At 66.4% G+C, this 21,490-nt stretch carries 35 protein-coding genes and 4 pseudogenes; 7 read left to right on the plus strand and 32 right to left on the minus strand.

Annotated features, from left to right (window positions below):
- Window positions 1-203: 203 nt before the first annotated feature.
- The 28 genes from rpsK to rpsJ all read right to left on the minus strand — a co-directional run bounded on the left by rpsK (window position 204) and on the right by rpsJ (window position 14,778).
- Window positions 204-608, minus strand: coding sequence for a 30S ribosomal protein S11 (gene rpsK, locus AB0J02_RS41600; RefSeq protein ID WP_003948617.1), 405 nt, complete (start codon window positions 606-608; stop codon window positions 204-206).
- A 66-nt stretch (window positions 609-674) separates the two neighbouring features.
- The gene (gene rpsM, locus AB0J02_RS41605; protein ID WP_324772703.1) at window positions 675-1,055 is read right to left on the minus strand and encodes a 30S ribosomal protein S13; all 381 of its coding nucleotides are present in this window, start codon (window positions 1,053-1,055) and stop codon (window positions 675-677) included.
- A gap of 212 nt (window positions 1,056-1,267) precedes the next feature.
- Entirely contained in the window at window positions 1,268-1,381 is a 114-nt protein-coding gene (rpmJ, locus tag AB0J02_RS41610) for a 50S ribosomal protein L36 (protein WP_003974245.1), read from the minus strand.
- A 57-nt stretch (window positions 1,382-1,438) separates the two neighbouring features.
- Window positions 1,439-1,660, minus strand: a complete 222-nt coding sequence (gene infA / locus AB0J02_RS41615; RefSeq protein WP_004927214.1) for a translation initiation factor IF-1 — start codon at window positions 1,658-1,660, stop codon at window positions 1,439-1,441.
- Between the two features lie 189 nt (window positions 1,661-1,849).
- Entirely contained in the window at window positions 1,850-2,686 is an 837-nt protein-coding gene (map, locus tag AB0J02_RS41620) for a type I methionyl aminopeptidase (protein ID WP_363199134.1), read from the minus strand.
- 120 nt (window positions 2,687-2,806) lie between these two features.
- Window positions 2,807-3,454, minus strand: coding sequence for an adenylate kinase (locus AB0J02_RS41625; RefSeq protein ID WP_363199135.1), 648 nt, complete (start codon window positions 3,452-3,454; stop codon window positions 2,807-2,809).
- Window positions 3,454-4,770 (minus strand): preprotein translocase subunit SecY, encoded by a 1,317-nt coding sequence (secY, locus tag AB0J02_RS41630; protein ID WP_363199136.1) that lies wholly within the window; start codon window positions 4,768-4,770, stop codon window positions 3,454-3,456. Before secY ends, AB0J02_RS41625 begins: the two co-directional genes overlap by 1 nt.
- A 236-nt stretch (window positions 4,771-5,006) precedes the next feature.
- Window positions 5,007-5,462, minus strand: coding sequence for a 50S ribosomal protein L15 (gene rplO / locus AB0J02_RS41635; RefSeq protein WP_363199137.1), 456 nt, complete (start codon window positions 5,460-5,462; stop codon window positions 5,007-5,009).
- Between the two features lie 2 nt (window positions 5,463-5,464).
- Window positions 5,465-5,644 carry a 50S ribosomal protein L30 gene (gene rpmD, locus AB0J02_RS41640; RefSeq protein WP_326020845.1) on the minus strand — a complete coding sequence of 60 codons (180 nt, stop codon included), beginning with the start codon at window positions 5,642-5,644 and terminating at the stop codon, window positions 5,465-5,467.
- Window positions 5,644-6,249 carry a 30S ribosomal protein S5 gene (rpsE, locus tag AB0J02_RS41645; RefSeq protein ID WP_356491262.1) on the minus strand — a complete coding sequence of 202 codons (606 nt, stop codon included), beginning with the start codon at window positions 6,247-6,249 and terminating at the stop codon, window positions 5,644-5,646. Before rpsE ends, rpmD begins: the two co-directional genes overlap by 1 nt.
- 41 nt (window positions 6,250-6,290) lie before the next feature.
- A complete protein-coding gene (gene rplR, locus AB0J02_RS41650) occupies window positions 6,291-6,674 on the minus strand; it encodes a 50S ribosomal protein L18 (RefSeq protein WP_018528362.1) in 384 nt (127 codons plus the stop codon).
- A 3-nt stretch (window positions 6,675-6,677) separates the two neighbouring features.
- Window positions 6,678-7,217 carry a 50S ribosomal protein L6 gene (rplF, locus tag AB0J02_RS41655; RefSeq protein ID WP_363199138.1) on the minus strand — a complete coding sequence of 180 codons (540 nt, stop codon included), beginning with the start codon at window positions 7,215-7,217 and terminating at the stop codon, window positions 6,678-6,680.
- A gap of 24 nt (window positions 7,218-7,241) precedes the next feature.
- Window positions 7,242-7,640 (minus strand): 30S ribosomal protein S8, encoded by a 399-nt coding sequence (rpsH, locus tag AB0J02_RS41660; protein WP_266713091.1) that lies wholly within the window; start codon window positions 7,638-7,640, stop codon window positions 7,242-7,244.
- 212 nt (window positions 7,641-7,852) lie between these two features.
- Complete coding sequence (locus tag AB0J02_RS41665) at window positions 7,853-8,038, minus strand: type Z 30S ribosomal protein S14 (RefSeq protein WP_003948630.1); 186 nt, start codon at window positions 8,036-8,038, stop codon at window positions 7,853-7,855.
- 5 nt (window positions 8,039-8,043) lie between these two features.
- A complete protein-coding gene (gene rplE, locus AB0J02_RS41670; RefSeq protein ID WP_361080959.1) occupies window positions 8,044-8,601 on the minus strand; it encodes a 50S ribosomal protein L5 in 558 nt (185 codons plus the stop codon).
- The gene (rplX, locus tag AB0J02_RS41675; protein WP_324772723.1) at window positions 8,601-8,924 is read right to left on the minus strand and encodes a 50S ribosomal protein L24; all 324 of its coding nucleotides are present in this window, start codon (window positions 8,922-8,924) and stop codon (window positions 8,601-8,603) included. Before rplX ends, rplE begins: the two co-directional genes overlap by 1 nt.
- Window positions 8,925-8,926: 2 nt before the next feature.
- Window positions 8,927-9,295, minus strand: coding sequence for a 50S ribosomal protein L14 (rplN, locus tag AB0J02_RS41680; protein ID WP_003974257.1), 369 nt, complete (start codon window positions 9,293-9,295; stop codon window positions 8,927-8,929).
- Between the two features lie 105 nt (window positions 9,296-9,400).
- Window positions 9,401-9,685, minus strand: coding sequence for a 30S ribosomal protein S17 (rpsQ, locus tag AB0J02_RS41685; protein WP_018528358.1), 285 nt, complete (start codon window positions 9,683-9,685; stop codon window positions 9,401-9,403).
- Complete coding sequence (gene rpmC, locus AB0J02_RS41690) at window positions 9,685-9,909, minus strand: 50S ribosomal protein L29 (protein WP_018528357.1); 225 nt, start codon at window positions 9,907-9,909, stop codon at window positions 9,685-9,687. The genes rpsQ and rpmC overlap by 1 nt, the downstream gene beginning before the upstream one ends.
- The gene (rplP, locus tag AB0J02_RS41695) at window positions 9,909-10,328 is read right to left on the minus strand and encodes a 50S ribosomal protein L16 (protein WP_018528356.1); all 420 of its coding nucleotides are present in this window, start codon (window positions 10,326-10,328) and stop codon (window positions 9,909-9,911) included. Before rplP ends, rpmC begins: the two co-directional genes overlap by 1 nt.
- 5 nt (window positions 10,329-10,333) lie before the next feature.
- A complete protein-coding gene (rpsC, locus tag AB0J02_RS41700; RefSeq protein ID WP_363199139.1) occupies window positions 10,334-11,173 on the minus strand; it encodes a 30S ribosomal protein S3 in 840 nt (279 codons plus the stop codon).
- Entirely contained in the window at window positions 11,173-11,520 is a 348-nt protein-coding gene (gene rplV / locus AB0J02_RS41705) for a 50S ribosomal protein L22 (protein ID WP_026290933.1), read from the minus strand. The genes rpsC and rplV overlap by 1 nt, the downstream gene beginning before the upstream one ends.
- Window positions 11,521-11,562: 42 nt before the next feature.
- Window positions 11,563-11,844 (minus strand): 30S ribosomal protein S19, encoded by a 282-nt coding sequence (rpsS, locus tag AB0J02_RS41710; protein ID WP_326020859.1) that lies wholly within the window; start codon window positions 11,842-11,844, stop codon window positions 11,563-11,565.
- A 12-nt stretch (window positions 11,845-11,856) separates the two neighbouring features.
- A complete protein-coding gene (rplB, locus tag AB0J02_RS41715) occupies window positions 11,857-12,693 on the minus strand; it encodes a 50S ribosomal protein L2 (protein WP_164304030.1) in 837 nt (278 codons plus the stop codon).
- A gap of 39 nt (window positions 12,694-12,732) precedes the next feature.
- Complete coding sequence (gene rplW / locus AB0J02_RS41720; protein WP_324772733.1) at window positions 12,733-13,149, minus strand: 50S ribosomal protein L23; 417 nt, start codon at window positions 13,147-13,149, stop codon at window positions 12,733-12,735.
- Window positions 13,149-13,802, minus strand: a complete 654-nt coding sequence (gene rplD / locus AB0J02_RS41725; RefSeq protein WP_363199140.1) for a 50S ribosomal protein L4 — start codon at window positions 13,800-13,802, stop codon at window positions 13,149-13,151. The genes rplW and rplD overlap by 1 nt, the downstream gene beginning before the upstream one ends.
- Window positions 13,803-13,807: 5 nt before the next feature.
- Complete coding sequence (gene rplC / locus AB0J02_RS41730) at window positions 13,808-14,452, minus strand: 50S ribosomal protein L3 (protein WP_363199141.1); 645 nt, start codon at window positions 14,450-14,452, stop codon at window positions 13,808-13,810.
- Between the two features lie 17 nt (window positions 14,453-14,469).
- A complete protein-coding gene (rpsJ, locus tag AB0J02_RS41735) occupies window positions 14,470-14,778 on the minus strand; it encodes a 30S ribosomal protein S10 (protein ID WP_003948644.1) in 309 nt (102 codons plus the stop codon).
- An 862-nt stretch (window positions 14,779-15,640) separates the two neighbouring features.
- Between rpsJ and AB0J02_RS41740 the strand changes: the two genes are divergently transcribed.
- The 7 genes and pseudogenes from AB0J02_RS41740 to AB0J02_RS41770 all read left to right on the plus strand — a co-directional run bounded on the left by AB0J02_RS41740 (window position 15,641) and on the right by AB0J02_RS41770 (window position 19,181).
- A complete protein-coding gene (locus tag AB0J02_RS41740) occupies window positions 15,641-16,180 on the plus strand; it encodes a winged helix-turn-helix domain-containing protein (RefSeq protein WP_363199142.1) in 540 nt (179 codons plus the stop codon).
- Window positions 16,177-16,725, plus strand: a pseudogene (locus tag AB0J02_RS41745) (transposase). The gene AB0J02_RS41740 and the pseudogene AB0J02_RS41745 overlap by 4 nt, the downstream one beginning before the upstream one ends.
- A 107-nt stretch (window positions 16,726-16,832) precedes the next feature.
- Window positions 16,833-17,063 (plus strand): annotated as a pseudogene (locus AB0J02_RS41750) (transposase); the annotation flags it as partial.
- Window positions 17,064-17,247: 184 nt separating this feature from the next.
- Window positions 17,248-17,625 (plus strand): annotated as a pseudogene (locus AB0J02_RS41755) (integrase core domain-containing protein); the annotation flags it as partial.
- Window positions 17,626-17,695: 70 nt separating this feature from the next.
- A pseudogene (locus AB0J02_RS41760) lies at window positions 17,696-18,495 on the plus strand (helix-turn-helix domain-containing protein).
- Between the two features lie 87 nt (window positions 18,496-18,582).
- Complete coding sequence (locus AB0J02_RS41765; RefSeq protein WP_363199143.1) at window positions 18,583-18,930, plus strand: hypothetical protein; 348 nt, start codon at window positions 18,583-18,585, stop codon at window positions 18,928-18,930.
- Window positions 18,927-19,181, plus strand: coding sequence for a hypothetical protein (locus AB0J02_RS41770; protein ID WP_363199144.1), 255 nt, complete (start codon window positions 18,927-18,929; stop codon window positions 19,179-19,181). Before AB0J02_RS41765 ends, AB0J02_RS41770 begins: the two co-directional genes overlap by 4 nt.
- A gap of 10 nt (window positions 19,182-19,191) precedes the next feature.
- Here the strand turns inward: AB0J02_RS41770 and AB0J02_RS41775 are convergent, their stop codons facing one another.
- The 4 genes from AB0J02_RS41775 to AB0J02_RS41790 all read right to left on the minus strand — a co-directional run bounded on the left by AB0J02_RS41775 (window position 19,192) and on the right by AB0J02_RS41790 (window position 21,478).
- The gene (locus AB0J02_RS41775) at window positions 19,192-19,875 is read right to left on the minus strand and encodes a contact-dependent growth inhibition system immunity protein (protein WP_363199145.1); all 684 of its coding nucleotides are present in this window, start codon (window positions 19,873-19,875) and stop codon (window positions 19,192-19,194) included.
- A 13-nt stretch (window positions 19,876-19,888) separates the two neighbouring features.
- A complete protein-coding gene (locus AB0J02_RS41780; protein WP_363199146.1) occupies window positions 19,889-20,203 on the minus strand; it encodes an RNase A-like domain-containing protein in 315 nt (104 codons plus the stop codon).
- A 2-nt stretch (window positions 20,204-20,205) separates the two neighbouring features.
- A complete protein-coding gene (locus AB0J02_RS41785) occupies window positions 20,206-20,664 on the minus strand; it encodes a Fic family protein (RefSeq protein ID WP_363199147.1) in 459 nt (152 codons plus the stop codon).
- Window positions 20,665-20,851: 187 nt separating this feature from the next.
- Window positions 20,852-21,478 carry a hypothetical protein gene (locus AB0J02_RS41790; RefSeq protein WP_363199148.1) on the minus strand — a complete coding sequence of 209 codons (627 nt, stop codon included), beginning with the start codon at window positions 21,476-21,478 and terminating at the stop codon, window positions 20,852-20,854.
- Window positions 21,479-21,490: the final 12 nt, after the last annotated feature.

The following is a 21,490-nucleotide window of genomic DNA, read 5'->3' on the forward strand; positions in this document are numbered from 1 at the left end:
GCTCGATCACGAACCGGGAGCGGAACTCGTCGACGACCTCTTCGGTCAACGAGGGGCGCTGAGCGATCAGCATGTAATGAGTCCTTCAGTTCAGGGGCACCCACTATTTGATGCCCTGAGATACAGCAAGGGTACGGGCGGCACCGCCCAGAAGAGCCGTACCGCCCGAAAACCTCAGACCAAGCGGCCTGCGCTGAAAAAGATCAGACGCGGCGACGCTTGGGCGGACGGCAGCCGTTGTGCGGCGTCGGCGTGACGTCCTGGATCGAGCCGACCTCGAGGCCGGTCGCCTGCAGGGAGCGGATGGCGGTCTCACGACCGGAACCCGGGCCCTTGACGAAGACGTCGACCTTGCGCATGCCGTGCTCCTGGGCGCGACGGGCAGCCGACTCGGCAGCCATCTGCGCGGCGAACGGCGTGGACTTGCGCGAGCCCTTGAAACCGACGTGGCCGGCGGAGGCCCACGAGATCACGTTGCCGGTCGGGTCCGTGATGGACACGATCGTGTTGTTGAACGTGCTCTTGATGTGCGCGTGGCCGTGAGCGACGTTCTTCTTTTCCTTGCGGCGCACCTTCTTGGCAGCGCCCTGACGTCCCTTGGGGGGCATGTCGTTCTCCTACGGGGGAGGTGGTCGGTCCTACAGCGAAGACCGCTGATGAGCGTCCGCTGAGGACTACTTCTTGCCCGGCTTCTTCTTACCGGCGATGGCGCGACGCGGGCCCTTGCGGGTGCGGGCGTTCGTGCTGGTGCGCTGACCGCGGACCGGCAGACCACGACGGTGGCGCAGACCCTGGTAGCAGCCGATCTCGACCTTGCGGCGGATGTCGGCCTGGATCTCGCGACGGAGGTCACCCTCGGTCTGGAAGTTCTGGTCCACGTACTCGCGGATCTTGACGAGGTCTTCCTCGCTCAGGTCGCGAACGCGGGTGTTGCGGTCCACACCGACGGTGTCCAGCGTGAGCTGGGCGCGCGTACGGCCGATGCCGAACACGTAGGTGAGGGCAACCTCGATGCGCTTTTCGCGCGGGAGGTCAACGCCTTCAACGCGTGCCATTCATGGCTCCTGTTGATTTTCGGAGGTCTGTGGCAGAGCCACTCCCGGCCGCCGTCCCCTCTGTCTCCAAAGGGTTGGTACGAGCTGGGTCCCCGGCCTCCGACCGAAGGTGTCGTCGCAGTGGTGTCCACTGCCGACGGGCTCTGCGTATGTACTCAGTGTGTTGCGTGCGTCGCGCGAATTTCTGCGAACGAACTGCAGTCAGTCGTGCGTCAGCCCTGGCGCTGCTTGTGGCGCGGGTTGTCGCAGATGACCATGACCCGACCGTGACGGCGGATCACCCTGCACTTGTCGCAGATCTTCTTGACGCTCGGCTTGACCTTCATGGGTGAGGTTCTCCGGGTCAGTTGCCGGCGGCCCGCGGAAAGCGGGACGGGCAAGATCTACTTGTACCGGTAGACGATCCGGCCACGCGTCAGGTCGTACGGAGACAACTCCACCACGACCCGGTCGTCAGGGAGGATGCGGATGTAGTGCATACGCATCTTGCCGCTGATGTGAGCCAGGACCTGGTGGCCGTTCTGGAGCTCCACCCTGAACATGGCGTTCGGAAGAGACTCGACGACAGTGCCTTCGATCTCGATGGCACCTTGCTTCTTGGCCACGCTTCGCCCTTCGAATCGACTACCTTGATCGACTCTCCCGCTTGCATGCAGGCATGCAGATACACGAGAGCCGACGAGTCAGTCTACGACAGCACCCCCGGAAAGACGAATCCGAGAATTCTGCCCTATGCGGAAGATCAATAAGCCCCCCGACCCACGCCTGCATCACGCCAGCGGGTCAGGACCGGCTTACGCCAGCGGGTCGGGCGCCGCCGTCACACCCAGCTCCGCCAGCTTCGCCTTGCCGCCGTCCGGGGAGGTCAGGACCAGGGGGCCCTCCTCCGTCAGGGCGACCGAGTGCTCCCAGTGCGAGGACCAGGTGCCGTCCGTCGTGATGACCGTCCAGTCGTCCTGCAGGACCTCGGTGCTCGGGGTGCCGAGGGAGACCATGGGCTCGATGGCCAGGCAGAAGCCGGGGACGAGCTTGGGGCCCTTGCCTCGACGCCGCTCGACGTAGTTCAGCAGGTGCGGGTCCATGTGCATCTCGGTGCCGATGCCGTGGCCTCCGTAGTCCTCGACGATGCCGTACTTGCCGCCGCCCGGCTTGGGCTGGCGGCGGATGTACGTCTCGATCGCGCGGGAGATGTCGACCAGCCGGTTGCCCGCCTTCATGGCGGCGATCCCGGCCCACATCGACTCCTCGGTCACCCGGGACAGCTCGGCGAGCTCCGGCGCGTGACCGGTGCCGACGAGCGCGGTGAACGCGGCGTCACCGTGCCAGCCGTCGATGATCGCGCCCGCGTCGATGGAGATGATGTCGCCGTCCTCCAGGACGACCTGGTCGCTCGGGATGCCGTGGACCACGACCTCGTTCTTCGAGGTGCAGATGGTCGCGGGAAAGCCCCCGTAACCCAGGAAGTTCGGCTTCGCCCCGTGCTCGGCGATGACCTTGCGGGCGACCTCGTCCAGGTCCTTGGTGGTCGCGCCCGGCACGGCCGCCTCACGGGTCGCGGCGTGGATCGCCGCGACGACAAGCCCCGCCTCCCGCATCTTGCGAATCTGGTCGGGGGTCTTGATCTGCACCATGGGGGCCTGCGCTCTCCGTCATCCAGTACGAGGTGTACGTACACCAACACTAAGGCCGCGGCCCCCCTGACAGGGAACCGCGGCCTCAGCCACGTACATGAAGACGCAAGAAGAACGGGGCTAGCGCCCCAGGGCCTCCATGGCCCGCGCCGTGACCTCTTCCACCTTGCCGAGCGCGGAGATCGTCTTCACGAGCCCCTGTTCCCGGTAGTAGTCGATGATCGGCTCGGTCTGCGTGTGGTAGACCTCGAGCCGCTTGCGCACGGTCTCTTCCTTGTCGTCGTCGCGCTGGTACAGCTCGCCGCCGCAGGTGTCACAGACACCCTCGGTCTTGGGCTGCTTGTACGCGACGTGGAACACGTGCGCCGATTCGTTACGGCAGATGCGGCGGCCGGCGATGCGCTTGACCACCTCGTCCTCGGGGACCTCGAGGTCCAGGACCGCGTCCAGCTTCACGTCGTCCGTCTTCAGGGCGACGTCGAGCGCCTCGGCCTGCGAGACGTTACGAGGGAAGCCGTCGAGCAGGAAGCCGTTCACGGCGTCCGGCTGCTCCATGCGGTCCTTGGCCATCCCAATGGTGACCTCGTCCGGTACCAACTGGCCCGCGTCCATGAACGACTTGGCCTGCTGTCCCAGCTCCGTGCCCTTGCTGATGTTGGCACGGAAGAGGTCGCCCGTGGAGATGTGCGGGATCGACAGGTTCTGGGCAAGAAACGCGGCCTGCGTTCCCTTGCCGGCACCAGGCGGCCCGACGAGGACGATTCGCATCAGCGGAGGAACCCTTCGTAATTGCGCTGCTGAAGCTGGCTCTCGATCTGCTTCACCGTCTCCAGACCAACACCCACGATGATCAGGATGCTGGTGCCGCCGAACGGGAAGTTCTGGTTTGCCCCGAAACCAACCAACGCCATCGTCGGTACGAGAGCGATCAGCCCCAAGTACAGCGAACCCGGCCAGGTGATCCGATTGAGTACGTACGAAAGATACTCAGCGGTCGGTCGGCCAGCCCGGATGCCCGGGATGAAGCCACCATACTTCTTCATGTTGTCCGCGACTTCCTCGGGGTTGAACGAGATCGCCACGTAGAAGAAGGCGAAGAACACGATCAGGAGGAAGTACGTAACGATGTAGATCGGGTGGTTTCCCTTGGTCAGGTGGTCGTCGATCCACAGCTTCCACGACGAGTCACCACCTGCGAACTGGGCGACCAGCGCGGGGATGTAGAGCAGCGACGAGGCGAAGATGACCGGGATCACACCCGCCTGGTTCACCTTGAGCGGGATGTACGTAGACGTACCGCCATAGGAACGGCGGCCGATCATGCGCTTCGCGTACTGCACCGGAATACGGCGCTGGGCCTGCTCGACGAAGACCACCAGGCCGACCATGACGAGGCCGACCAGGATGACCGTGCCGAACTCGATCCAGCCGTCGGCCAGCGAGCCACCCTGCTTGATGGCCCACAGGGCGGACGGGAAGGTGGCGGCGATCGAGATGAACATCAGGATCGACATGCCGTTGCCGATGCCGCGGTCGGTGATGAGCTCACCGAGCCACATCATCACGCAGGTGCCGGCGGTCATCGTGATGACCATCGTGATGGTGATGAAGATCGATTGGTCCGGCACGATCTGACTCGCGACGGGGCACCCTTGGAACAGGGCGCCGGTGCGGGCGGTGGCGACAAGTCCCGTGCCCTGAAGGATGGCGAGCGCCACGGTCAGGTAGCGCGTGTACTGCGTGATCTTCGCCGTACCTGCCTGACCCTCCTTCTTGAGGGCTTCGAGGCGCGGGATCACCACGGTGAGCAGCTGCAGAATGATGCTCGCGGTGATGTACGGCATGATGCCGAGCGCGAAGACCGTGATCTGCAGCAGCGCGCCACCGCTGAACATGTTCACCAGGCCGAACAGTCCGTTGGATCCAGTTTTGGCCGCATCCATGCACGTCTGGACGTTCGAGTAATCCACTCCGGGGATCGGCACGTGCGCGCCGAGCCGGTAGATCACGACGATGCCCAACGTGAAGAGCAGCTTCTTGCGCAGGTCGGGCGTCTTGAACGCCCGGGCGAACGCGGTGAGCACGGTGCCTCCTGCGACCCCCGCGCGCGTGCGTCAGAGGTGACGGTCTTGAGGATTCGACGAATGGGTAACGGTCAAAACCCGGGATTGGTGCCGGGGGCACACAACTAGCCCGGAAATTAACAGCGGTCGCCACCTTACCGGCGTACCCGCCCCCCTAGGAACGACCAACCGGGGATACCCCATTTGTGGGGTATCCCCGGTCGGGATCGCTCATGTCATCGAGACGACGTCTGAGATCAGACGAGCTCGGTGACCGTACCGCCCGCGGCGGTGATCTTCTCCTTGGCAGAGCCGGAGACGGCGTCGACCGTCACCTGCAGCGCCACGGTGATCTCGCCCTGGCCCAGGACCTTGACGAGGCTGTTCTTACGGACAGCGCCCTTCTCCACCAGACCCGCGACGGTGACTTCGCCACCCTCGGGGTACAGCGAGGTGAGCTTGTCCAGGTTCACGACCTGGAACTCGACCTTGAAGGGGTTCCGGAAGCCCTTGAGCTTCGGAAGACGCATGTGGAGGGGCATCTGGCCACCCTCGAAGCGCTCCGGAACCTGGTAACGGGCCTTCGTGCCCTTGGTACCACGACCGGCCGTCTTACCCTTCGACGCCTCACCACGACCAACACGGGTCTTGGCGGTCTTGGCGCCGGGAGCCGGACGGAGGTTGTGGATCTTGAGCGGGTTGTTCTCCGCCATGATCAGACCTCCTCAACCGTCACGAGGTGGCGGACGGTCTGCACCATGCCGCGGAACTCGGGGCGGTCCTCCTTGACGACCTGCGTGTTGATCCCCTTGAGACCAAGGGAACGCAGGGTGTCACGGTGGTTCTGCTTGCTGCCGATGTACGACTTCGTCTGCGTGATCTTGAGCTGTGCCATTACGCAGCACCAGCCCCGGCACGTGCACGCAGCAGGGCCGCGGGAGCGACGTCCTCGAGGGGCAGACCACGGCGAGCCGCGATCTCCTCGGGACGCTGCAGACCCTTGAGGGCCTCCACGGTCGCGTGCACGATGTTGATCGCGTTCGACGAGCCGAGCGACTTCGACAGGATGTCGTGAACGCCGGCGCACTCGAGCACAGCACGCACCGGGCCACCGGCGATAACGCCGGTACCGGGGGAAGCAGGCTTGAGCAGGACGACGCCCGCGGCCTTCTCGCCCGTGATCGGGTGCGGGATGGTGCCCTGGATACGGGGGACCTTGAAGAAGTGCTTCTTGGCCTCCTCAACACCCTTGGCGATGGCGGCCGGCACCTCCTTGGCCTTGCCGTAACCGACACCTACGGTGCCGTCACCGTCGCCCACCACGACCAGCGCGGTGAAGCTGAAGCGACGACCACCCTTGACAACCTTGGCGACACGGTTGATCGCGACAACGCGCTCAACGTATGCGGTCTTCTCGGCGGCAGCGCCACCGTCGCGACCCTTCCGGTCCCGCCGCTCGCCGCCACCGGCACCGCTTCCGCGGCGCTGGGGTCCAGCCATTGGAATTACCTCTCTCTGTTTCCGCTAGCTACGGAACCGGCTCAGAACTTCAGGCCGGCTTCGCGGGCGGCGTCCGCCAGGGCAGCGATGCGCCCGGCGTACTGGTTGCCACCACGGTCGAACACGACAGCCTCGACGCCGGCAGCCTTGGCGCGCTCGGCGACCAGGGCGCCGACCGACTTGGCCTGCGCGGACTTGTCGCCCTCGCCACCGCGGATCGAGGTGTCCAGGGTGGACGCCGACGCCAGGGTGTGACCCTTAACGTCGTCGATCACCTGGGCGACGATGTTGCGGTTGGAGCGCGTCACGACCAGGCGCGGACGCTCGGCCGTACCCGAGATGTGCTTACGGATACGGATGTGGCGGCGCTTGATTGCCGCACGCTTGTAAGCGTCGCCCTTAGCGATCTTCTGACCGTATGCCATGGCTTACTTACCCGCCTTTCCGACCTTGCGGCGGATGACTTCGCCTTCGTACTTGACGCCCTTGGCCTTGTACGGGTCGGGCTTGCGCAGCTTGCGGATGTTGGCCGCAACCTCGCCGACCTTCTGCTTGTCGATGCCCTCGACCGAGAACTTGGTCGCCGATTCGACCTTGAACGAGATGCCCTCGGGCGCCTCGATCAGGATCGGGTGGCTGTAGCCGAGCGAGAACTCCAGGTTGGAGCCCTTCGCCAGGACGCGGTAACCGACACCGCTGATTTCGAGCTTCTTCACGTAACCCGTGGTCACGCCGGTGATCATGTTCGCCACCAGCGTGCGGGACAGGCCGTGCAGGGCCTTGTTCTGACGCTCGTCGTTGGGGCGGGTGACGTTCAGGACGCCGTCCTCACCCTTGGCGATCTCGATAGGCGCGACGATGGTGTGGTTCAGGTTGCCCTTGGGGCCCTTCACCGAGACCGTCTGGCCGTCGATGGTGACGTCCACGCCGGCGGGAACCGTGATGGGGAGCTTGCCAATACGCGACATAGCTGTTTCCTCCGTTCCCTTCCGCTACCAGACGTAGGCGAGGACTTCCCCACCCACGCCCTTCTTGCCTGCCTGCTGGCCGGTCAGGAGACCGTGCGACGTGGAGATGATCGCCACGCCGAGGCCACCGAGGACCTTCGGCAGGTTGGTGGACTTCGCGTAAACGCGCAGACCCGGCTTGGAGATCCGCTTGATGCCGGCGATCGAACGCTCACGGTTCGGGCCGAACTTCAGCTCCAGGACGAGGGACTTGCCGACCTCGGCGTCCTCGACCTTCCAGCCGGTGATGAAACCCTCCTGCTGGAGGATCTCGGCGATGTGCGACTTGATCTTGCTGTGCGGCATAGCCACGGAGTCGTGGTACGCCGAGTTCGCGTTCCGCAGACGCGTAAGCATGTCTGCGATCGGATCAGTCATGGTCATGAATTGGCCTTCGGCCTCTCTCGCCGGGGTTTCCTGTATGCGCCATCCCTCTCCCCACACAGGGGCGGGACGGGTGCGGCGCGGGGACCTACGGCGTAGTAAGTCGGTCAGGGCGGCAGAGCGCGCCCAACCCTCCTAGCCTAAGCCATGAGAGCGGGAGTCTCTGCCGACCCCTTACTTACCGAGAGATCCAGGCAGTCCCAACTAGGGGACTACCAGGAGCTCTTGGTCACGCCCGGCAGCTCGCCACGGTGAGCCATCTCACGAAGGCACACGCGGCACAGGCCGAACTTGCGGTACACGGAGTGCGGGCGGCCACAACGCTGGCAGCGGGTGTAGCCACGCACACCGAACTTGGGCTTACGAGCAGCCTTGGCAATAAGAGCCTTCTTCGCCATCTCGCTTACGCCTCCTTGAACGGGAAGCCGAGGTGACGAAGGAGGGCGCGGCCCTCGTCGTCATTGGTCGCCGTGGTGACCACGGTGATGTCCATACCCCGGACGCGGTCGATCTTGTCCTGGTCGATCTCGTGGAACATGACCTGCTCCGTGAGACCGAAGGTGTAGTTGCCACGGCCGTCGAACTGCTTGGGGGACAGACCACGGAAGTCGCGGATGCGCGGCAGCGCGAGCGACAGGGTGCGGTCCAGGAACTCCCACATGCGGTCGCCACGGAGCGTGACGTGGGCGCCGATCGGCTGGCCCTCGCGCAGCTTGAACTGCGCGATGGACTTACGGGCCTTGGTGATGGCCGGCTTCTGACCCGTGATGGTGGTCAGGTCGCGGACGGCACCGTCCATGAGCTTGGAGTCACGCGCGGCGTCACCCACACCCATGTTGACCACGATCTTGACGAGGCCGGGGATCTGCATGACGTTCTCGTACGAGAACTCGTCCTGCAGCTTGCCCTTGATCTCGTCGCGGTACTTCTGCTTCAGACGCGGGTTCGTGGTGGTCGTCATCAGATGTCCTCACCCGTCCGCTTGGCAACGCGGATCTTGTTGCCCTCGTCGTCGAAGCGGTAACCGACGCGCGTGACGACCTTGTTGCCGTCCTTCTCCACGACCAGCGAAACGTTGGAAACGTGGATCGGGGCCTCGGTGGTCACAATGCCGCCGGCCTGCGAGCCGGAAGCCGTGGGACCGGCCTTGGTGTGCTTCTTGACCCGGTTGACACCCTCGACCAGGACGCGCTCGTCGCGCGGGTAAGCGGCAATGACCTTGCCCTGCTTGCCCTTGTCCTTGCCGGTGATGACCTGGACCAGGTCACCCTTCTTGATCTTCATGCTTACAGCACCTCCGGCGCGAGCGAGATGATCTTCATGAACTTCTTCTCGCGCAGCTCACGGCCCACCGGGCCGAAGATACGGGTGCCGCGAGGGTCGCCGTCGTTCTTCAGAATGACGGCGGCGTTCTCGTCGAAGCGGATGTACGAGCCGTCCGGACGGCGGCGCTCCTTGACGGTGCGAACGATGACCGCCTTGACGACGTCACCCTTCTTCACGTTGCCACCGGGGATCGCGTCCTTGACGGTGGCGACGATGACGTCACCGATGCCCGCGTAGCGGCGACCCGAGCCACCGAGAACACGGATGGTGAGAATTTCCTTCGCACCCGTGTTGTCGGCGACGCGCAGTCGCGACTCCTGCTGGATCACGTCTATCTCCTGTTTGTCTGCCGGTTCCCGGCAGGGGCTTCTCTCTTGCGGGAGGGCCCCTGCCGAGCCTGGCGGAACGAACTCCGAGGGATACCCCTCAGAGAATTACTTGGCCTTCTCGAGGATCTCGACGATGCGCCAGCGCTTGGTCGCCGACAGCGGACGCGTCTCCATCAGGAGGACGCGGTCGCCGACGCCGGCAGCGTTCTGCTCGTCGTGCGCCTTGAGCTTGTTCGTACGGCGGATGACCTTGCCGTACAGGGCGTGCTTGACGCGGTCCTCGACAGCGACGACGACGGTCTTGTCCATCTTGTCGCTGACAACAAGACCCTCACGGGTCTTGCGGAAGCCGCGGGCGGCAGTCTCTTCAGTCACAGTCTTCTCGCTCATCAGGCGCTCTCCACCGTCTCGATGCCCAGCTCGCGCTCACGCATGAGGGTGTAGATCCGCGCGATGTCCTTGCGGACGGCCTTGAGCCGGCCGTGGTTCTCGAGCTGACCCGTCGCCGCCTGGAAGCGGAGGTTGAACAGCTCTTCCTTGGCCTCGCGGAGCTTGTTGAGGAGCTCCTCGTTGCCCAGCTCGCGCAGCTCCGACGCCTTGGTACCGGTCGACATCACGCTTCACCTGCCTCGCGCTTGACGATCTTGCACTTCATCGGCAGCTTGTGAGCCGCACGAGTCAGCGCCTCGCGCGCGGTCTTCTCGTTGGGGTACGACAGCTCGAACATCACGCGTCCGGGCTTGACGTTGGCGACCCACCACTCCGGGGAACCCTTACCGGAACCCATGCGGGTCTCGGCAGGCTTCTTGGTGAGGGGGCGGTCCGGGTAGATGTTGATCCAGACCTTGCCGCCACGCTTGATGTGACGCGTCATGGCGATACGAGCGGCCTCGATCTGACGGTTCGTCACGTACGCCGGCGTCAGAGCCTGAATGCCGTACTCGCCGAACGCGACCTGCGTGCCGCCCTTGGACATGCCGCTGCGCTTCGGGTGGTGCTGCTTGCGGTGCTTGACCCTACGGGGGATCAGCATTTCGGTCAGGCCTCCGTTCCGGTGCTCTCGGCAGCCGGAGCGGCAGCGGCGGGAGCGTCGGCCTTGGGGGCCTCGGCAGCCGGCGCGGACTGCTGCGGCTTACGACCGCGACCGCCACGCTCGCCACCACGGCCACCACCACGGGCCGGGCGGTCGTTGCCGCCACGGGCCGGACGGTTACCGGCGCGGGCCGCGGCGTTCTCGGCGCGAACCTCGGCGATGTTCTTGACGTCGCCCTTGTAGATCCAGACCTTCACGCCGATGCGGCCGAAGGTCGTCTTGGCCTCGAAGAAGCCGTAGTCCACGTTGGCGCGGAGCGTGTGCAGGGGCACGCGGCCCTCGCGGTAGAACTCCGAACGGGACATCTCGGCACCGCCGAGACGACCGCCACACTGGATCTTGATGCCCTTGGCGCCGGCCTTCATCGACGACTGCATGCTCTTACGCATGGCGCGACGGAAGGAGACGCGGGAGGACAGCTGCTCGGCGACGGCCTGGGCCACCAGCTGAGCGTCGACCTCGGGGTTCTTGACCTCGAGGATGTTCAGCTGCACCTGCTTGCCCGTGAGCTTCTCGAGGTCGCCGCGGATGCGGTCGGCCTCGGCGCCACGGCGGCCGATGACGATGCCGGGACGCGCGGTGTGGATGTCCACCCGCACGCGGTCACGGGTGCGCTCGATCTCAACCTTCGAGATGCCGGCGCGCTCCATGCCGGACGTCATCATCCGACGGATGGCGACGTCTTCCTTGACGTAGTCCTTGTACAGCTTGTCGGCGTACCAACGCGACTTGAAGTCGGTCGTGACACCGAGCCGGAACCCGTGCGGGTTTACCTTCTGGCCCATTACCGGGTTCCTTCCTTGCTGCTGACGACCACGGTGATGTGGCTGGTCCGCTTACGGATCCGGTAGGCACGGCCCTGAGCACGCGGACGGAACCGCTTCAGGGTCGGGCCCTCGTCCACGTACGCCTCGCTGATGACCAGCGAAGAGGCGTCAGGGTGGTCGTAGTTGTGCGCGGCGTTGGCAATGGCGCTGTCCAGCACCTTGCCGACCGGCACGCTCGCGGCCTGCGGGGCGAATCGCAGGACCGCCTGAGCCTCCGTGGCATCCATGCCACGGATGAGGTCCACCACTCGGCGGGCCTTCATGGGCGTGACGCGGATGTACCGCGCCTGGGCCCTGGCTTCCATGGTTGTCCCTTCGGTGTTTGTCATAGTCGATTCCACCCCGCCTTAGCGGCGCTTCGACTTCCGGTCGTCCTTGACGTGACCCCGGAAGGTGCGCGTCGGCGAGAACTCGCCGAGCTTGTGGCCGACCATCGACTCGGTGACGAACACCGGGATGTGGGTCTTGCCGTTGTGCACCGCGATCGTGTGGCCCAGCATGCTGGGGACGATCATCGAGCGGCGGGACCAGGTCTTGATGACGTTCTTGGAACCGGCTTCGTTCTGAGCGTCCACCTTCTTTACGAGGTGGCCGTCAACGAAGGGTCCCTTCTTGAGACTGCGCGGCATCTAAACCCGCTCCTAGCGCTTCTTGTTCGTCTTGCGGCGGCGGACGATGTACTTGCTCGAAGCCTTCTTCGGCGAGCGAGTACGACCCTCCTTCTGACCCCACGGGGAGACCGGGTGGCGACCACCGGAGGTCTTGCCCTCACCACCACCGTGCGGGTGGTCGACCGGGTTCATCGCCACACCGCGAACGGTCGGGCGAACACCGAGCCAGCGCTTACGGCCGGCCTTGCCCCAGTTGATGTTCGACTGCTCGGCGTTGCCGACCTCGCCGATCGTGGCGCGGCAGCGCACGTCGACCAGACGGATCTCACCGGACGGCATACGAAGGTGGGCCATCGAGCCCTCCTTCGCGAGCAGCTGCACGGAGGCACCGGCGGAGCGGGCGAACTTGGCGCCGCCGCCCGGACGGAGCTCGATCGCGTGGATCGTGGTACCGACCGGGATGTTGCGCAGCGCAAGGTTGTTGCCGGGCTTGATGTCGGCCGCGGGGCCGTTCTCAACCCGGTCACCCTGCGACAGGCCACGCGGAGCGATGATGTAGCGCTTCTCGCCGTCTGCGTAGTGCAGAAGCGCGATGCGCGCGGTGCGGTTCGGGTCGTACTCGATGTGCGCGACCTTGGCCGGCACGCCGTCCTTGTCGTGACGACGGAAGTCGATCACGCGGTAGGCGCGCTTGTGGCCACCACCCTGGTGGCGAACGGTCACACGACCGGCGTTGTTACGGCCGCCCTTGCTGTGCAGCGGGCGGACCAGCGACTTCTCCGGCGTGGACCGCGTGACCTCGACGAAGTCGGCAACGCTGGAGCCACGACGCCCCGGCGTAGTCGGCTTGTACTTGCGGATTCCCATTTCTCAGTCCTCGTCCGATATTCGGACCAGGGCGCTCCGTTAGGAGGCCTGGCCGAAGATGTCGATACGGTCGCCCTCAACGAGGGTCACGATCGCGCGCTTGGTGTTCGCACGCTGGCCGAAGCCGGTGCGGGTCCGCTTGCGCTTGCCCTGCCGGTTGATCGTGTTGACCCCGGAGACCTTGACCGAGAAGACCGCCTCGACGGCCTGCTTGATCTGGGTCTTGTTGGCACGCGGGTCCACGATGAAGGTGTACTTGCCCTCGTCGAGGAGCGCGTAGCTCTTCTCCGAGACGACCGGCTTGACGAGGACGTCACGGTGATCCGTGAAGCTCTTGCTCAGCGGCGTCTCAACGGTGTTCTTGCCCTCGGTGGCGTGGCGCTTCGCCTTGGCGACGCGCGCGACCTTCTTGGCCTTGGCGGCCTTCGAGGCGATGCTCGGGTGACGCGTAGCCATCAGGCTTCGCTCCCTTCGGTGTCATTGGCCTTCGGGCCAGACACGAAGGACTCGAAAGCGGCCTGGGTGAAGACCACGTCGTCCGAGACGAGAACGTCGTACGTGTTCAGCTGGCCCGGCTCCAGGATGTGGACCTGGGGCAGGTTGCGAGCGGAGAGCAGCGCGACCTCGTCGGCACGGTCGAGGACCAGGAGCACGTTCTTGCGCTCACTGATCTTGCCGAGCAGCGACTTGGCGGCCTTGGTGGAGACCTCGCCCTCGACCACGCCGGTGACGACGTGGATGCGAGCGTTGCGGGCCCGGTCGGTGAGGGCGTGGCGCAGGGCCGCGGCCTTCATCTTCTTCGGGGTCCGCTGCGAGTAGTCACGCGGCTGCGGGCCGTGGACGACGCCACCGCCGGCGAACTGCGGCGCACGGGTCGAACCCTGGCGCGCGCGGCCGGTGCCCTTCTGGCGGTAAGGCTTCTTACCGCCACCGCGGACCTCGCCACGACGCTTGACCTTGTGCGTGCCCTGACGGGCCGCGGCCAGCTGCGCGACGACAACCTGGTGGAGCAGCGGAACGCTGATCTTCTCTACATCGAAGATCTCGGCCGGGAGCTCAACGGTCCCGGTCTTGTCGCCGGAGGGCGACAGAATGTCAATGGTGGTCATAGTCCTCAGGCCCCCTTGGCCGCGGTGCGGACCAGGACGAGGCCGCCGTTCGGACCAGGAACCGCGCCCTTGATGAGGAGCAGGCCCTTCTCCGCGTCAACGGCGTGAACGGTCAGGTTCTGGGTGGTGACCCGCTCGTTGCCCATACGCCCCGCCATGCGGAGGCCCTTGAACACACGACCCGGGGTGGCGCAGCCACCGATCGAGCCCGGCGAGCGGTGCTTGCGCTGGGTGCCGTGACCGGCGCCGAGGCCCTTGAAGTTGTGACGCTTCATGACACCGGCGAAGCCCTTGCCCTTGCTCTTGCCGGTCACGTCCACCTTGACGCCGGACTCGAAGGTCTCAGCGGTGATCTCCTGGCCGAGGGTGTACTCGCTGGCACCAGCGGTACGGATCTCGACGAGGTGACGACGGGGGGTGACGTCGGCCTTGGCGAAGTGACCCTTGAGGGGCTTGTTCACCTTGCGAGGGTCGATCTCGCCGAAGGCGATCTGGACCGACTCGTAGCCGTCGGAGTCATTCGTACGGACCTGGGTCACGACGTTCGGGCCGGCCTTGACGACGGTGACCGGAACAACACGGTTGTTCTCGTCCCACACCTGCGTCATGCCGAGCTTCTCGCCCAGGATGCCCTTGATCTGCTTAGTCATCTTCAGATCACCGGCCCTCAGAGCTTGATCTCGATGTCGACGCCGGCCGGAAGGTCGAGTCGCATCAGGGAGTCAACGGTCTTCGGCGTCGGGTCGAGGATGTCGATCAGGCGCTTGTGCGTGCGCATCTCGAAGTGCTCGCGCGAGTCCTTGTACTTGTGCGGCGACTTGATGACGCAGTACACGTTCTTCTCGGTAGGCAGCGGCACCGGGCCCGCGACCGACGCACCAGTACGCGTCACCGTCTCGACGATCTTCTTCGCCGAGGAATCGATGACCTCGTGGTCGTAGGCCTTGAGCCGGATGCGGATCTTCTGTCCCGCCATGGCTACTTAGTAGTCCTGTCTCTTGTGACGCTCTGGAACCCGGGAGGCCCTGTTTCACACTTCATCCGACCCACGCGGTCGGGCGTGTCGCAGTCCCGCTGACAGAAATATCCGTACGGATTTCCCTGCTAAGGGGTCTGCGGCCCAGGACCGCATGTACCGGGGGAAGAAACCCACCGGGTGCCTGGCAGAGCCACCGCACTGCACTTCCCGAAAGATTCCCGTACGTCCGCCCAAGCGCTGCCGCAAGCGACAGATAAGGCGACGAGTACTGTGGGACTCGCTTCCGGTCCTCCCGGCGGGAGGCGCGCAGCATCGGCACTCAACCGAGCAACCCCGACAGTCTGCCATACGGGGCATGCCGGGGGCCAATCGAAGCTGTGGAGCTTACCCGGTGTGTGACGGAGGTCAAACCCCGACCGCGCCCGGCACACCGGTGGACCGCTCATGGCCGCTTCGTGGCCGCTGTGTGCGGGCCCCGTGACGCCCGCCGAGGCCCATGGCCATGCCATGTATCCGGCATGAAAAGGTTGCCGGATCGCAGATCACAGGGGTAGGGACATGTCCGAGCCGAGCGTCGCTGGCGGGGGCGAGGACGCGGGAAGTGTGCCTGCCGGTGACAGCAGCGCCCGGCATCGATCACAGCCCGACCCAGGACACGAGCCGCCCTGCCCCCCATTACCTTTTTCGTGGCTCCGCAGTGGGGCCTCCAGCCTTCGGGTCCGGCATGACTCCCCCTTGTCGAGTGCATGGCCCGAGAGTGGTGTCACCAGCTCCGAAGGCACTGAGAGACCGCTACTGAGTTTGTGGGCGTGATGTCGGAGGGGCTGACAGGTGGTGTCAGTCGCCGTAGGCCGGAGCCATGAGGTATCCGCAAGGTGGTGGTCTGTCGGCCGAGCGGCGGTCCTTTCGCGAGGGGGTTCGCCTGCAGGCGGCCGAGATGTTCGCCGCGGGTGACGACAGCGCGGTGGTGGCGAAACAGCTGCGGGTCAGTGTGTGTTCGGTGCAACGCTGGCGCCGCGCCTGGCAGGACGGCGGGGACGGTTTCCTGCGGTCCAGGGGCTCGGCGGCCCGGCCCAAGCTGAGCGAGAAGCTGTTCGCGGTGCTGGAGGAGGAATTCGCCAAGGGGCTGGTCGCGCACGGCTGGCAGGACCAGACCTGGACCCTGGAGCGGATCAAGGTGCTGATCGGACGCCGGTTTCACAAGACCATCACCCCCTCGACCATCGCGCAGATGCTGCGGCGCCATGGCTGGAGCCACCAGGTCCCGGCGAAGCGGGCCCTGGAGCGTGACGAGGACAAGGTGACCGGCTGGGTGACAGACACGTGGCCGCAGGTGGAAGCACCGCGGCGGCGCTCGGCGCCTTCATCGTCTTCGAAGATGAGGCCGGGTTCTCGATGACGCCGCCCACTTCCCGCACCTGGTCCGGGCGAGGGCACACGCCCGTGGTTAGGGTGCGGGGCCGTTCCCAGCGTCGCTTCTCCATCGCCGCCCTGGCCTGCTAGAGGCCCGGCGAACGGACGCGTCTGATCTTCCGGCCCAAACGGTATGTCGATCACAAGCGTGGTGGCCGGCGCAGCTTCACCTGGACCGATTACCGCGACCTGTTGGCCGCCGCCCACCAGCAGCTCGGCGCCCCGCTGGTACTCGTCTGGGACAGTCTGAAGGTGCATCTGGACGCCCGCCTGCGGGCGTTCATCGACGCCGATGACTGGATCACCTCCTTCCAACTTCCCTCCTATGCACCCGACCTGAATCCCGTGGAAGGTGTCTGGTCACTGGTCCGGCGCTCGGCGCAGTGCAACACCGCGTTCACCGACCCGGACCACCTGATCCGGACCCTCCGCCGCACACTCCGCGAGATTCAGTACCGCCCCGTACTCATCGACGCATGCCTCGCCGCGACCGGCCTCACCTTCACGACATCACGCCCACAAACTCAGTAATTAGGGGCATGACCAGCGACCTTTCCTCAGGTCGGGAGGCTCTTCGTCATGTGGATGTGGCGATCAGTGACGTGGCAAGGCCGGGTGAGTACGACCGGAGCGTGGTCGTGATCGACATCAGCAACATCGACCTCTTCCTCGGTCTGGACGTCGGCAAGGGCGAACACCACGCCACCGCTGTCACATCGGCCAGGAGGAAAGCCTTCGACCGACGCCTGCCCAACAGCAAAGCCAAGCTCCGTGAAGTCTTCGCGAAACTGCAGGCCAAACGCGGGACCGTGCTCGTGGTCGTGGACCAGCCGGCCTCGATCGGGGCCCTGCCGCTGGCCGTTGCCCGCGACACGGCTCCCCCGCCCCTCTGCCGTGCTCGGGCGGCATTCACCGTCTCGGCATCGACGACAGCTACTACCGGCTGCTCGGCGCCCGGCGCGCCTGGGAGATCGCGCACCACGAGTTCGGCTGGGAGCTGACAGACGGAGCGGACGCAAAGCTCCACGGCTGGTTGGATCTGCGGTGTCCGCTGAGGAGAAGGAAACCCCAACCGCCTTCTGGAGCCGGGCCCAGACGTTCTTCACCCAGGCCGGGATCACCGTCCAGCGGGTGCTGACCGACAACGGCTCCTGCTACCGCTCACGCGACTGGCGCGATGCCCTGGCCGCAGCCGGGATCAGCCACAAGCGGACCCGCCCCTACCGGCTGCAGACAAACGGCAAGGTCGAGCGCTTCAACCGCACCCTGCTGGACGAGTGGGCCTACGCCCATCCCTACCGGACAGAGACCGAACGACGCCAGGCGTTCCCCGGCTGGCCGCACACCTACAATCACCGCCGCGGACACACCGCGCTGAAAGGCCAACCACCCGCCAGCCGCGTCCCCAACCTCACAGGGCAATACACCTAGCGCGCCCACGCGCGCCACGACGGCCGTTGCCGACAAGGACCACCCCACCGCGGGCGTCCTCCACAAGAACATCCGCCACACCACCTGCTTCACGGTCATCGGCAACCACCTCACCCAGCACCGCACGCTCTCCCTCACCGCCATCGGCCTGGCCGCGCACATCCAGTCGCTGCCCACCGGCGCCCGCGTCGACATCGGCACGCTCAACGGCCGCTTCCCCGAGGGCAAGACCCGTATCGCCGCAGCCCTGCGCGAGCTGGAAACCCACGGCTATCTGCGCCGCGAACGCCGCCGCGCCCCCGACGGCCGCGTCACCACCCGCACGATCTCCTGCAACCAGCCGGGCGGCGCCCCCGCACCGGCCGAGCGGAAACCGAAGGCACAGCCGAAACCCAAGAAGCCCCCGAACCCCCTCCACGTACCCCACCCCTCCTGCTCGTCCCCCACCCTCCTCCAGCAGGCCACCGCCCTCCTCGCCACCCCGCACCGCAGTGACTCCCGCCTCCTCCTCTCCGCCGAGGACGCCGCCCGCCTCGCCCCCGGAGTCGCCGCGTGGCTGGAGCGGGACGTCACCCCCAGCGCCGTACGCCACGCCCTCACGCACGACCTGCCACCCGAAGGCGTACGCCGCCCGGCAGCCTCGTCGCCCACCGCCTCACAGCCCTGCTACCCCCGCCACCGCCCTTTGGCGTACGGGCGCCCTCCACGGCACCACCCGCGGCCCCCGTCCCGCACCACCTCCAGAACTGCGAAGGATGCGACCGAGCCTTCCGCGCCCCGGAGCCCGGCCGCTGCCGTGACTGCCGCACCGAGGCGCTCCCCGCCCTCACCGGAAACCCACCCGCGCCGAACCACCCGTACACCCACTGAACAGGGAAAACACGCATCATGCGCGCTTCACCTCTCCCTGGGTGCCCCGGGCGACTAGCCTGGCCAGTGCACTCCTGGGAGGACTCCATGAGCACGCAGGCCGATCACGGGCAGGAACTGGTTCCACGCCCCGAGCAGACCCCCGACGCCCTGCGGGCAGCCCTCGCCGTCGTCGCCCCCGCCCGGCTGCCGGAGATGCAACGGACCAAGGACGAGGCCTTCGCCAAGGCCGTCGAGTGGCAGTCCGTCAGCCCCGTGCAGAGCTGGGTGCTCATCTGGGCCCGGGACATCGAGATCGCCCGCCGCCCCGATCTGGCCGACCGGCACGCCCGCGCGTCCCGGGACCTGGAACACGAGGACGCGGCCGTCGCCCATGAAGCCCTGCGCGAGCTGAGCGCCGTCCTGGACGAGGCCACGAAGGCAGTACGGAGTTGAGCTGGAGCTGGGAGTACGCCTTCGAGGCCGAGACGGAGTCCCGCGCCGCTCCAGCATTCCTCGCCGAAGTGGAGCAGCGAGCGGACGAACTGGTCAGGGCAGCTGAAGCGGTGCACTTGCACGGCCGCGACCACGAGGGCCTCGATCCGAAGGGCGGCGACATCATCGTGCCCGGCGGGTGGTTCCGGTACCAGATCCTCGTCCGTAGCGAGCGGGTCTACATCATCCAGCTCATCTGCCCTGGCGGCTGAACATCAAGGGTCAAGTGGCAGGAGGTCCGTACTCCGCCATCGGCCCGCTGAGCTGCTCGCCCACCAACTGCAGCCACCCGCTCGGCGCGTACGGCGCCGGCGGATCCACCTCCATGCCCAACTCCGCCAGAGCGGACGCCAGATCGGACTCCTCAAGGTCGAGATCCAGCAGTTCGTGCACCTCACCGGCAAGGCGCGCGATCAACGGCCGGGCTGCCTGGGACACGTAATCCGCGACAGCAGCGTCATGGTCGGTGAACTCGTCCGGCATGTCCTGCGAAAACCAACCACCCAGAAACTGCGCGAACTCGGGGAACCGGGTCTGCCATTCCCAGTGGGTGACCGGCGCAGAGGGAGGCGGCACCTCCCCCTCCTCCACGCTGCGCTTGATGTGGTCGGCGAGCATGAACAGCCAACTCTGGAGATCGGACTCGGGCAGTCCGACATCCGGAACCGGATAGAACTCCCCGAGGCGCAGCCGCAGCGCGCCCGGGGGGTTGCGCGCGTACTCGCGCAGCTGGGCCTCCGCCGTGCCGAGCGCCCACGGGCGGGTGTGCCATGTGAGACGCAGGTAGGCGGTGAGGGCAACGCTTGGCTTGTCCTCCGTGTCGTCGGCGGGCTGACCGACGTACGCACGCAGCACCTGGTCCAACTCGCCGTAGCGACGGTCGTGTTCGAGCGGGTTCATGGGCATGGCGGCCGGGCCTCTACAGGTAGATCGGGAACGTGGCATGCACGACGAAGCCGTGCGGACTCGACGGCTCGCGCTTGAGGATCACGCGGGCCGCCCGCACGTCGACGGGTTCACGGCCCGCCAGCATCATCGCTTGAAGCAGCACCCGTCCTACGGGGTCGGGGCGAGAGGGCCAAGCCGCCTCGATGGTGAGCCTGGGCCGGGTTCCCTGGGCGAGCCACCGGTGGATGTGCTGCTCGTTGGCGGTAACGACCTGCTGGGTCGCCCACTGGGCGGTCTCACGGTCGGGGTAGGTCGAGCTCTTCGCTCGTACGGGAGTTGTCGGCACGGTCACCGCCAGGTCGCGATCGGAGTTGCAGGAAGAGAGGCAGGGCGCGGACTACGATCCCCGGCTGCTGTCGCCAGGACGTGCACGAGGCGGGCCAGCGCCTGCGCGCCCTCCGGGTCATCGGCGAATCTGCGCACCTGGATAGGCCCCGCCTCGTCCAATACGACACCCTCACACGCCAGGACGAACCCCAGAGCCAGCAGAGCGGCCCGCCCGTTGCCGTCGTCGAACGGGTGGAAGAAGCAGACGTCAAGATAGGCGCGGGCTGCCCTGGCCGGCAGGGGCACCTCGGAGCCGGCTCCTGCGGCCTGCGCGAGGCAGCTGTCGAACAGCTCCGGGAGGGAGTCGGAATGGCCGTAGCGCTCCCTGCCCCCTTTGGCGAATGCCGGAAGAGTGCGGAACGCGACGTCGTCCCGGCTGAGGACCTGCTTCTGCCACCGCGCCAGAAGGCGGAAGCTCAACGAAGGGCAGGCCTCGGCATCCGCCCGGGCCAGTCGCCACGCCGCGCGGAACCCATCCGCTCGCTCCGGGGCACCCGCCACGGCAACGGCGATCCCGTCTCGGTATCCCCGGACCGGGCCCATCACTTGCGGCGTCACCAGATCCCACCGGACCTGGGACCGCGCCCGCAGCCAGGACCGCAAATCGTCACGCACCGTGCTCTCCGACAGCGCTCCGGGCCTGATCGAGCGCGTCCTCGTCCGGAGCGACCCAGCTCTCGAAGTGGGAGTCCACGACGTCGTCCGCGAGATCCTCGGCGTCCTCGGCCTGCATACCCGTGTACTCGAAGAACCAGCCGAGCGCCTGCGCACAGGTGCCGCGCCACAACTCCCCGGCCTGCGTGCGCTCGACGACGAGCGTCACGAGGGGAGCCACCCCGTGCTCGCGCAGACGACTCATCTCGCCCGCGCCGGCATCCGAATCGGGAGCGAGCCGTGCGAAAGTACCGGCCAGTTCCTCCAGCCAGGCCCGCCACTGCAGCAGCGCGCTGGTGTACCGCTGCGCCTGGGCGTCCAGGTCCCCGGCCCCGAGCCCGCTGGGCGGCAGGCTCGTGATGACAGAACCGGAGTCGGGGTACTCCTGCGCCGCACCCAGCCAGCCGTACGCCCATGCACCAAAGTGCTCTGCCAGTCCCCGGGCAACCGACTCGTCCGACCAGAGGCCACGCGGACGACCCGATTCAGGGTCGGTGGAAGCCACCACCGTGCGTACATCGTCGAGCGCACGATCGGGATCGAAGGGATGCGTCGAGGGGTCGATGTTGCTCCACGTCATGGACGGGAGGTC

It is taken from the genome of Streptomyces sp. NPDC050264, from assembly GCF_040655895.1.
In the GTDB taxonomy this organism is placed as follows: domain Bacteria; phylum Actinomycetota; class Actinomycetes; order Streptomycetales; family Streptomycetaceae; genus Streptomyces.

Coding starts and splice junctions, on each gene's coding strand:
- rpmC (WP_018528357.1), bottom strand. CDS start 9,909: ATGTCGACCGGTACCAAGGCGTCGGAGCTGCGCGAGCTGGGCAACGAG.
- AB0J02_RS41790 (WP_363199148.1), bottom strand. CDS start 21,478: ATGACGTGGAGCAACATCGACCCCTCGACGCATCCCTTCGATCCCGAT.
- AB0J02_RS41775 (WP_363199145.1), bottom strand. CDS start 19,875: ATGCCCATGAACCCGCTCGAACACGACCGTCGCTACGGCGAGTTGGAC.
- rplE (WP_361080959.1), bottom strand. CDS start 8,601: ATGACGACCACCACGAACCCGCGTCTGAAGCAGAAGTACCGCGACGAG.
- AB0J02_RS41625 (WP_363199135.1), bottom strand. CDS start 3,454: ATGCGAATCGTCCTCGTCGGGCCGCCTGGTGCCGGCAAGGGAACGCAG.
- rplP (WP_018528356.1), bottom strand. CDS start 10,328: ATGCTGATCCCCCGTAGGGTCAAGCACCGCAAGCAGCACCACCCGAAG.
- rplO (WP_363199137.1), bottom strand. CDS start 5,462: ATGGCGGAGAACAACCCGCTCAAGATCCACAACCTCCGTCCGGCTCCC.
- rpmJ (WP_003974245.1), bottom strand. CDS start 1,381: ATGAAGGTCAAGCCGAGCGTCAAGAAGATCTGCGACAAGTGCAGGGTG.
- rpsJ (WP_003948644.1), bottom strand. CDS start 14,778: ATGGCGGGACAGAAGATCCGCATCCGGCTCAAGGCCTACGACCACGAG.
- AB0J02_RS41665 (WP_003948630.1), bottom strand. CDS start 8,038: ATGGCGAAGAAGGCTCTTATTGCCAAGGCTGCTCGTAAGCCCAAGTTC.
- rplC (WP_363199141.1), bottom strand. CDS start 14,452: ATGACTAAGCAGATCAAGGGCATCCTGGGCGAGAAGCTCGGCATGACG.
- rplD (WP_363199140.1), bottom strand. CDS start 13,802: ATGACCACCATTGACATTCTGTCGCCCTCCGGCGACAAGACCGGGACC.
- rplV (WP_026290933.1), bottom strand. CDS start 11,520: ATGGAAGCCAGGGCCCAGGCGCGGTACATCCGCGTCACGCCCATGAAG.
- rplF (WP_363199138.1), bottom strand. CDS start 7,217: ATGTCGCGTATTGGCAAGCTCCCCATCACGGTTCCCGCCGGCGTGGAC.
- rpsK (WP_003948617.1), bottom strand. CDS start 608: ATGCCCCCCAAGGGACGTCAGGGCGCTGCCAAGAAGGTGCGCCGCAAG.
- rplW (WP_324772733.1), bottom strand. CDS start 13,149: ATGGCTACGCGTCACCCGAGCATCGCCTCGAAGGCCGCCAAGGCCAAG.
- rpsC (WP_363199139.1), bottom strand. CDS start 11,173: ATGGGCCAGAAGGTAAACCCGCACGGGTTCCGGCTCGGTGTCACGACC.
- rplR (WP_018528362.1), bottom strand. CDS start 6,674: ATGGCATACGGTCAGAAGATCGCTAAGGGCGACGCTTACAAGCGTGCG.
- rpsE (WP_356491262.1), bottom strand. CDS start 6,249: ATGGCTGGACCCCAGCGCCGCGGAAGCGGTGCCGGTGGCGGCGAGCGG.
- AB0J02_RS41740 (WP_363199142.1), top strand. CDS start 15,641: ATGAGGTATCCGCAAGGTGGTGGTCTGTCGGCCGAGCGGCGGTCCTTT.
- rpmD (WP_326020845.1), bottom strand. CDS start 5,644: ATGGCACAGCTCAAGATCACGCAGACGAAGTCGTACATCGGCAGCAAG.
- rpsS (WP_326020859.1), bottom strand. CDS start 11,844: ATGCCGCGCAGTCTCAAGAAGGGACCCTTCGTTGACGGCCACCTCGTA.
- rplB (WP_164304030.1), bottom strand. CDS start 12,693: ATGGGAATCCGCAAGTACAAGCCGACTACGCCGGGGCGTCGTGGCTCC.
- rplX (WP_324772723.1), bottom strand. CDS start 8,924: ATGAAGATCAAGAAGGGTGACCTGGTCCAGGTCATCACCGGCAAGGAC.
- AB0J02_RS41765 (WP_363199143.1), top strand. CDS start 18,583: ATGAGCACGCAGGCCGATCACGGGCAGGAACTGGTTCCACGCCCCGAG.
- map (WP_363199134.1), bottom strand. CDS start 2,686: ATGGTGCAGATCAAGACCCCCGACCAGATTCGCAAGATGCGGGAGGCG.
- rpsM (WP_324772703.1), bottom strand. CDS start 1,055: ATGGCACGCGTTGAAGGCGTTGACCTCCCGCGCGAAAAGCGCATCGAG.
- rpsH (WP_266713091.1), bottom strand. CDS start 7,640: ATGACCATGACTGATCCGATCGCAGACATGCTTACGCGTCTGCGGAAC.
- rpsQ (WP_018528358.1), bottom strand. CDS start 9,685: ATGAGCGAGAAGACTGTGACTGAAGAGACTGCCGCCCGCGGCTTCCGC.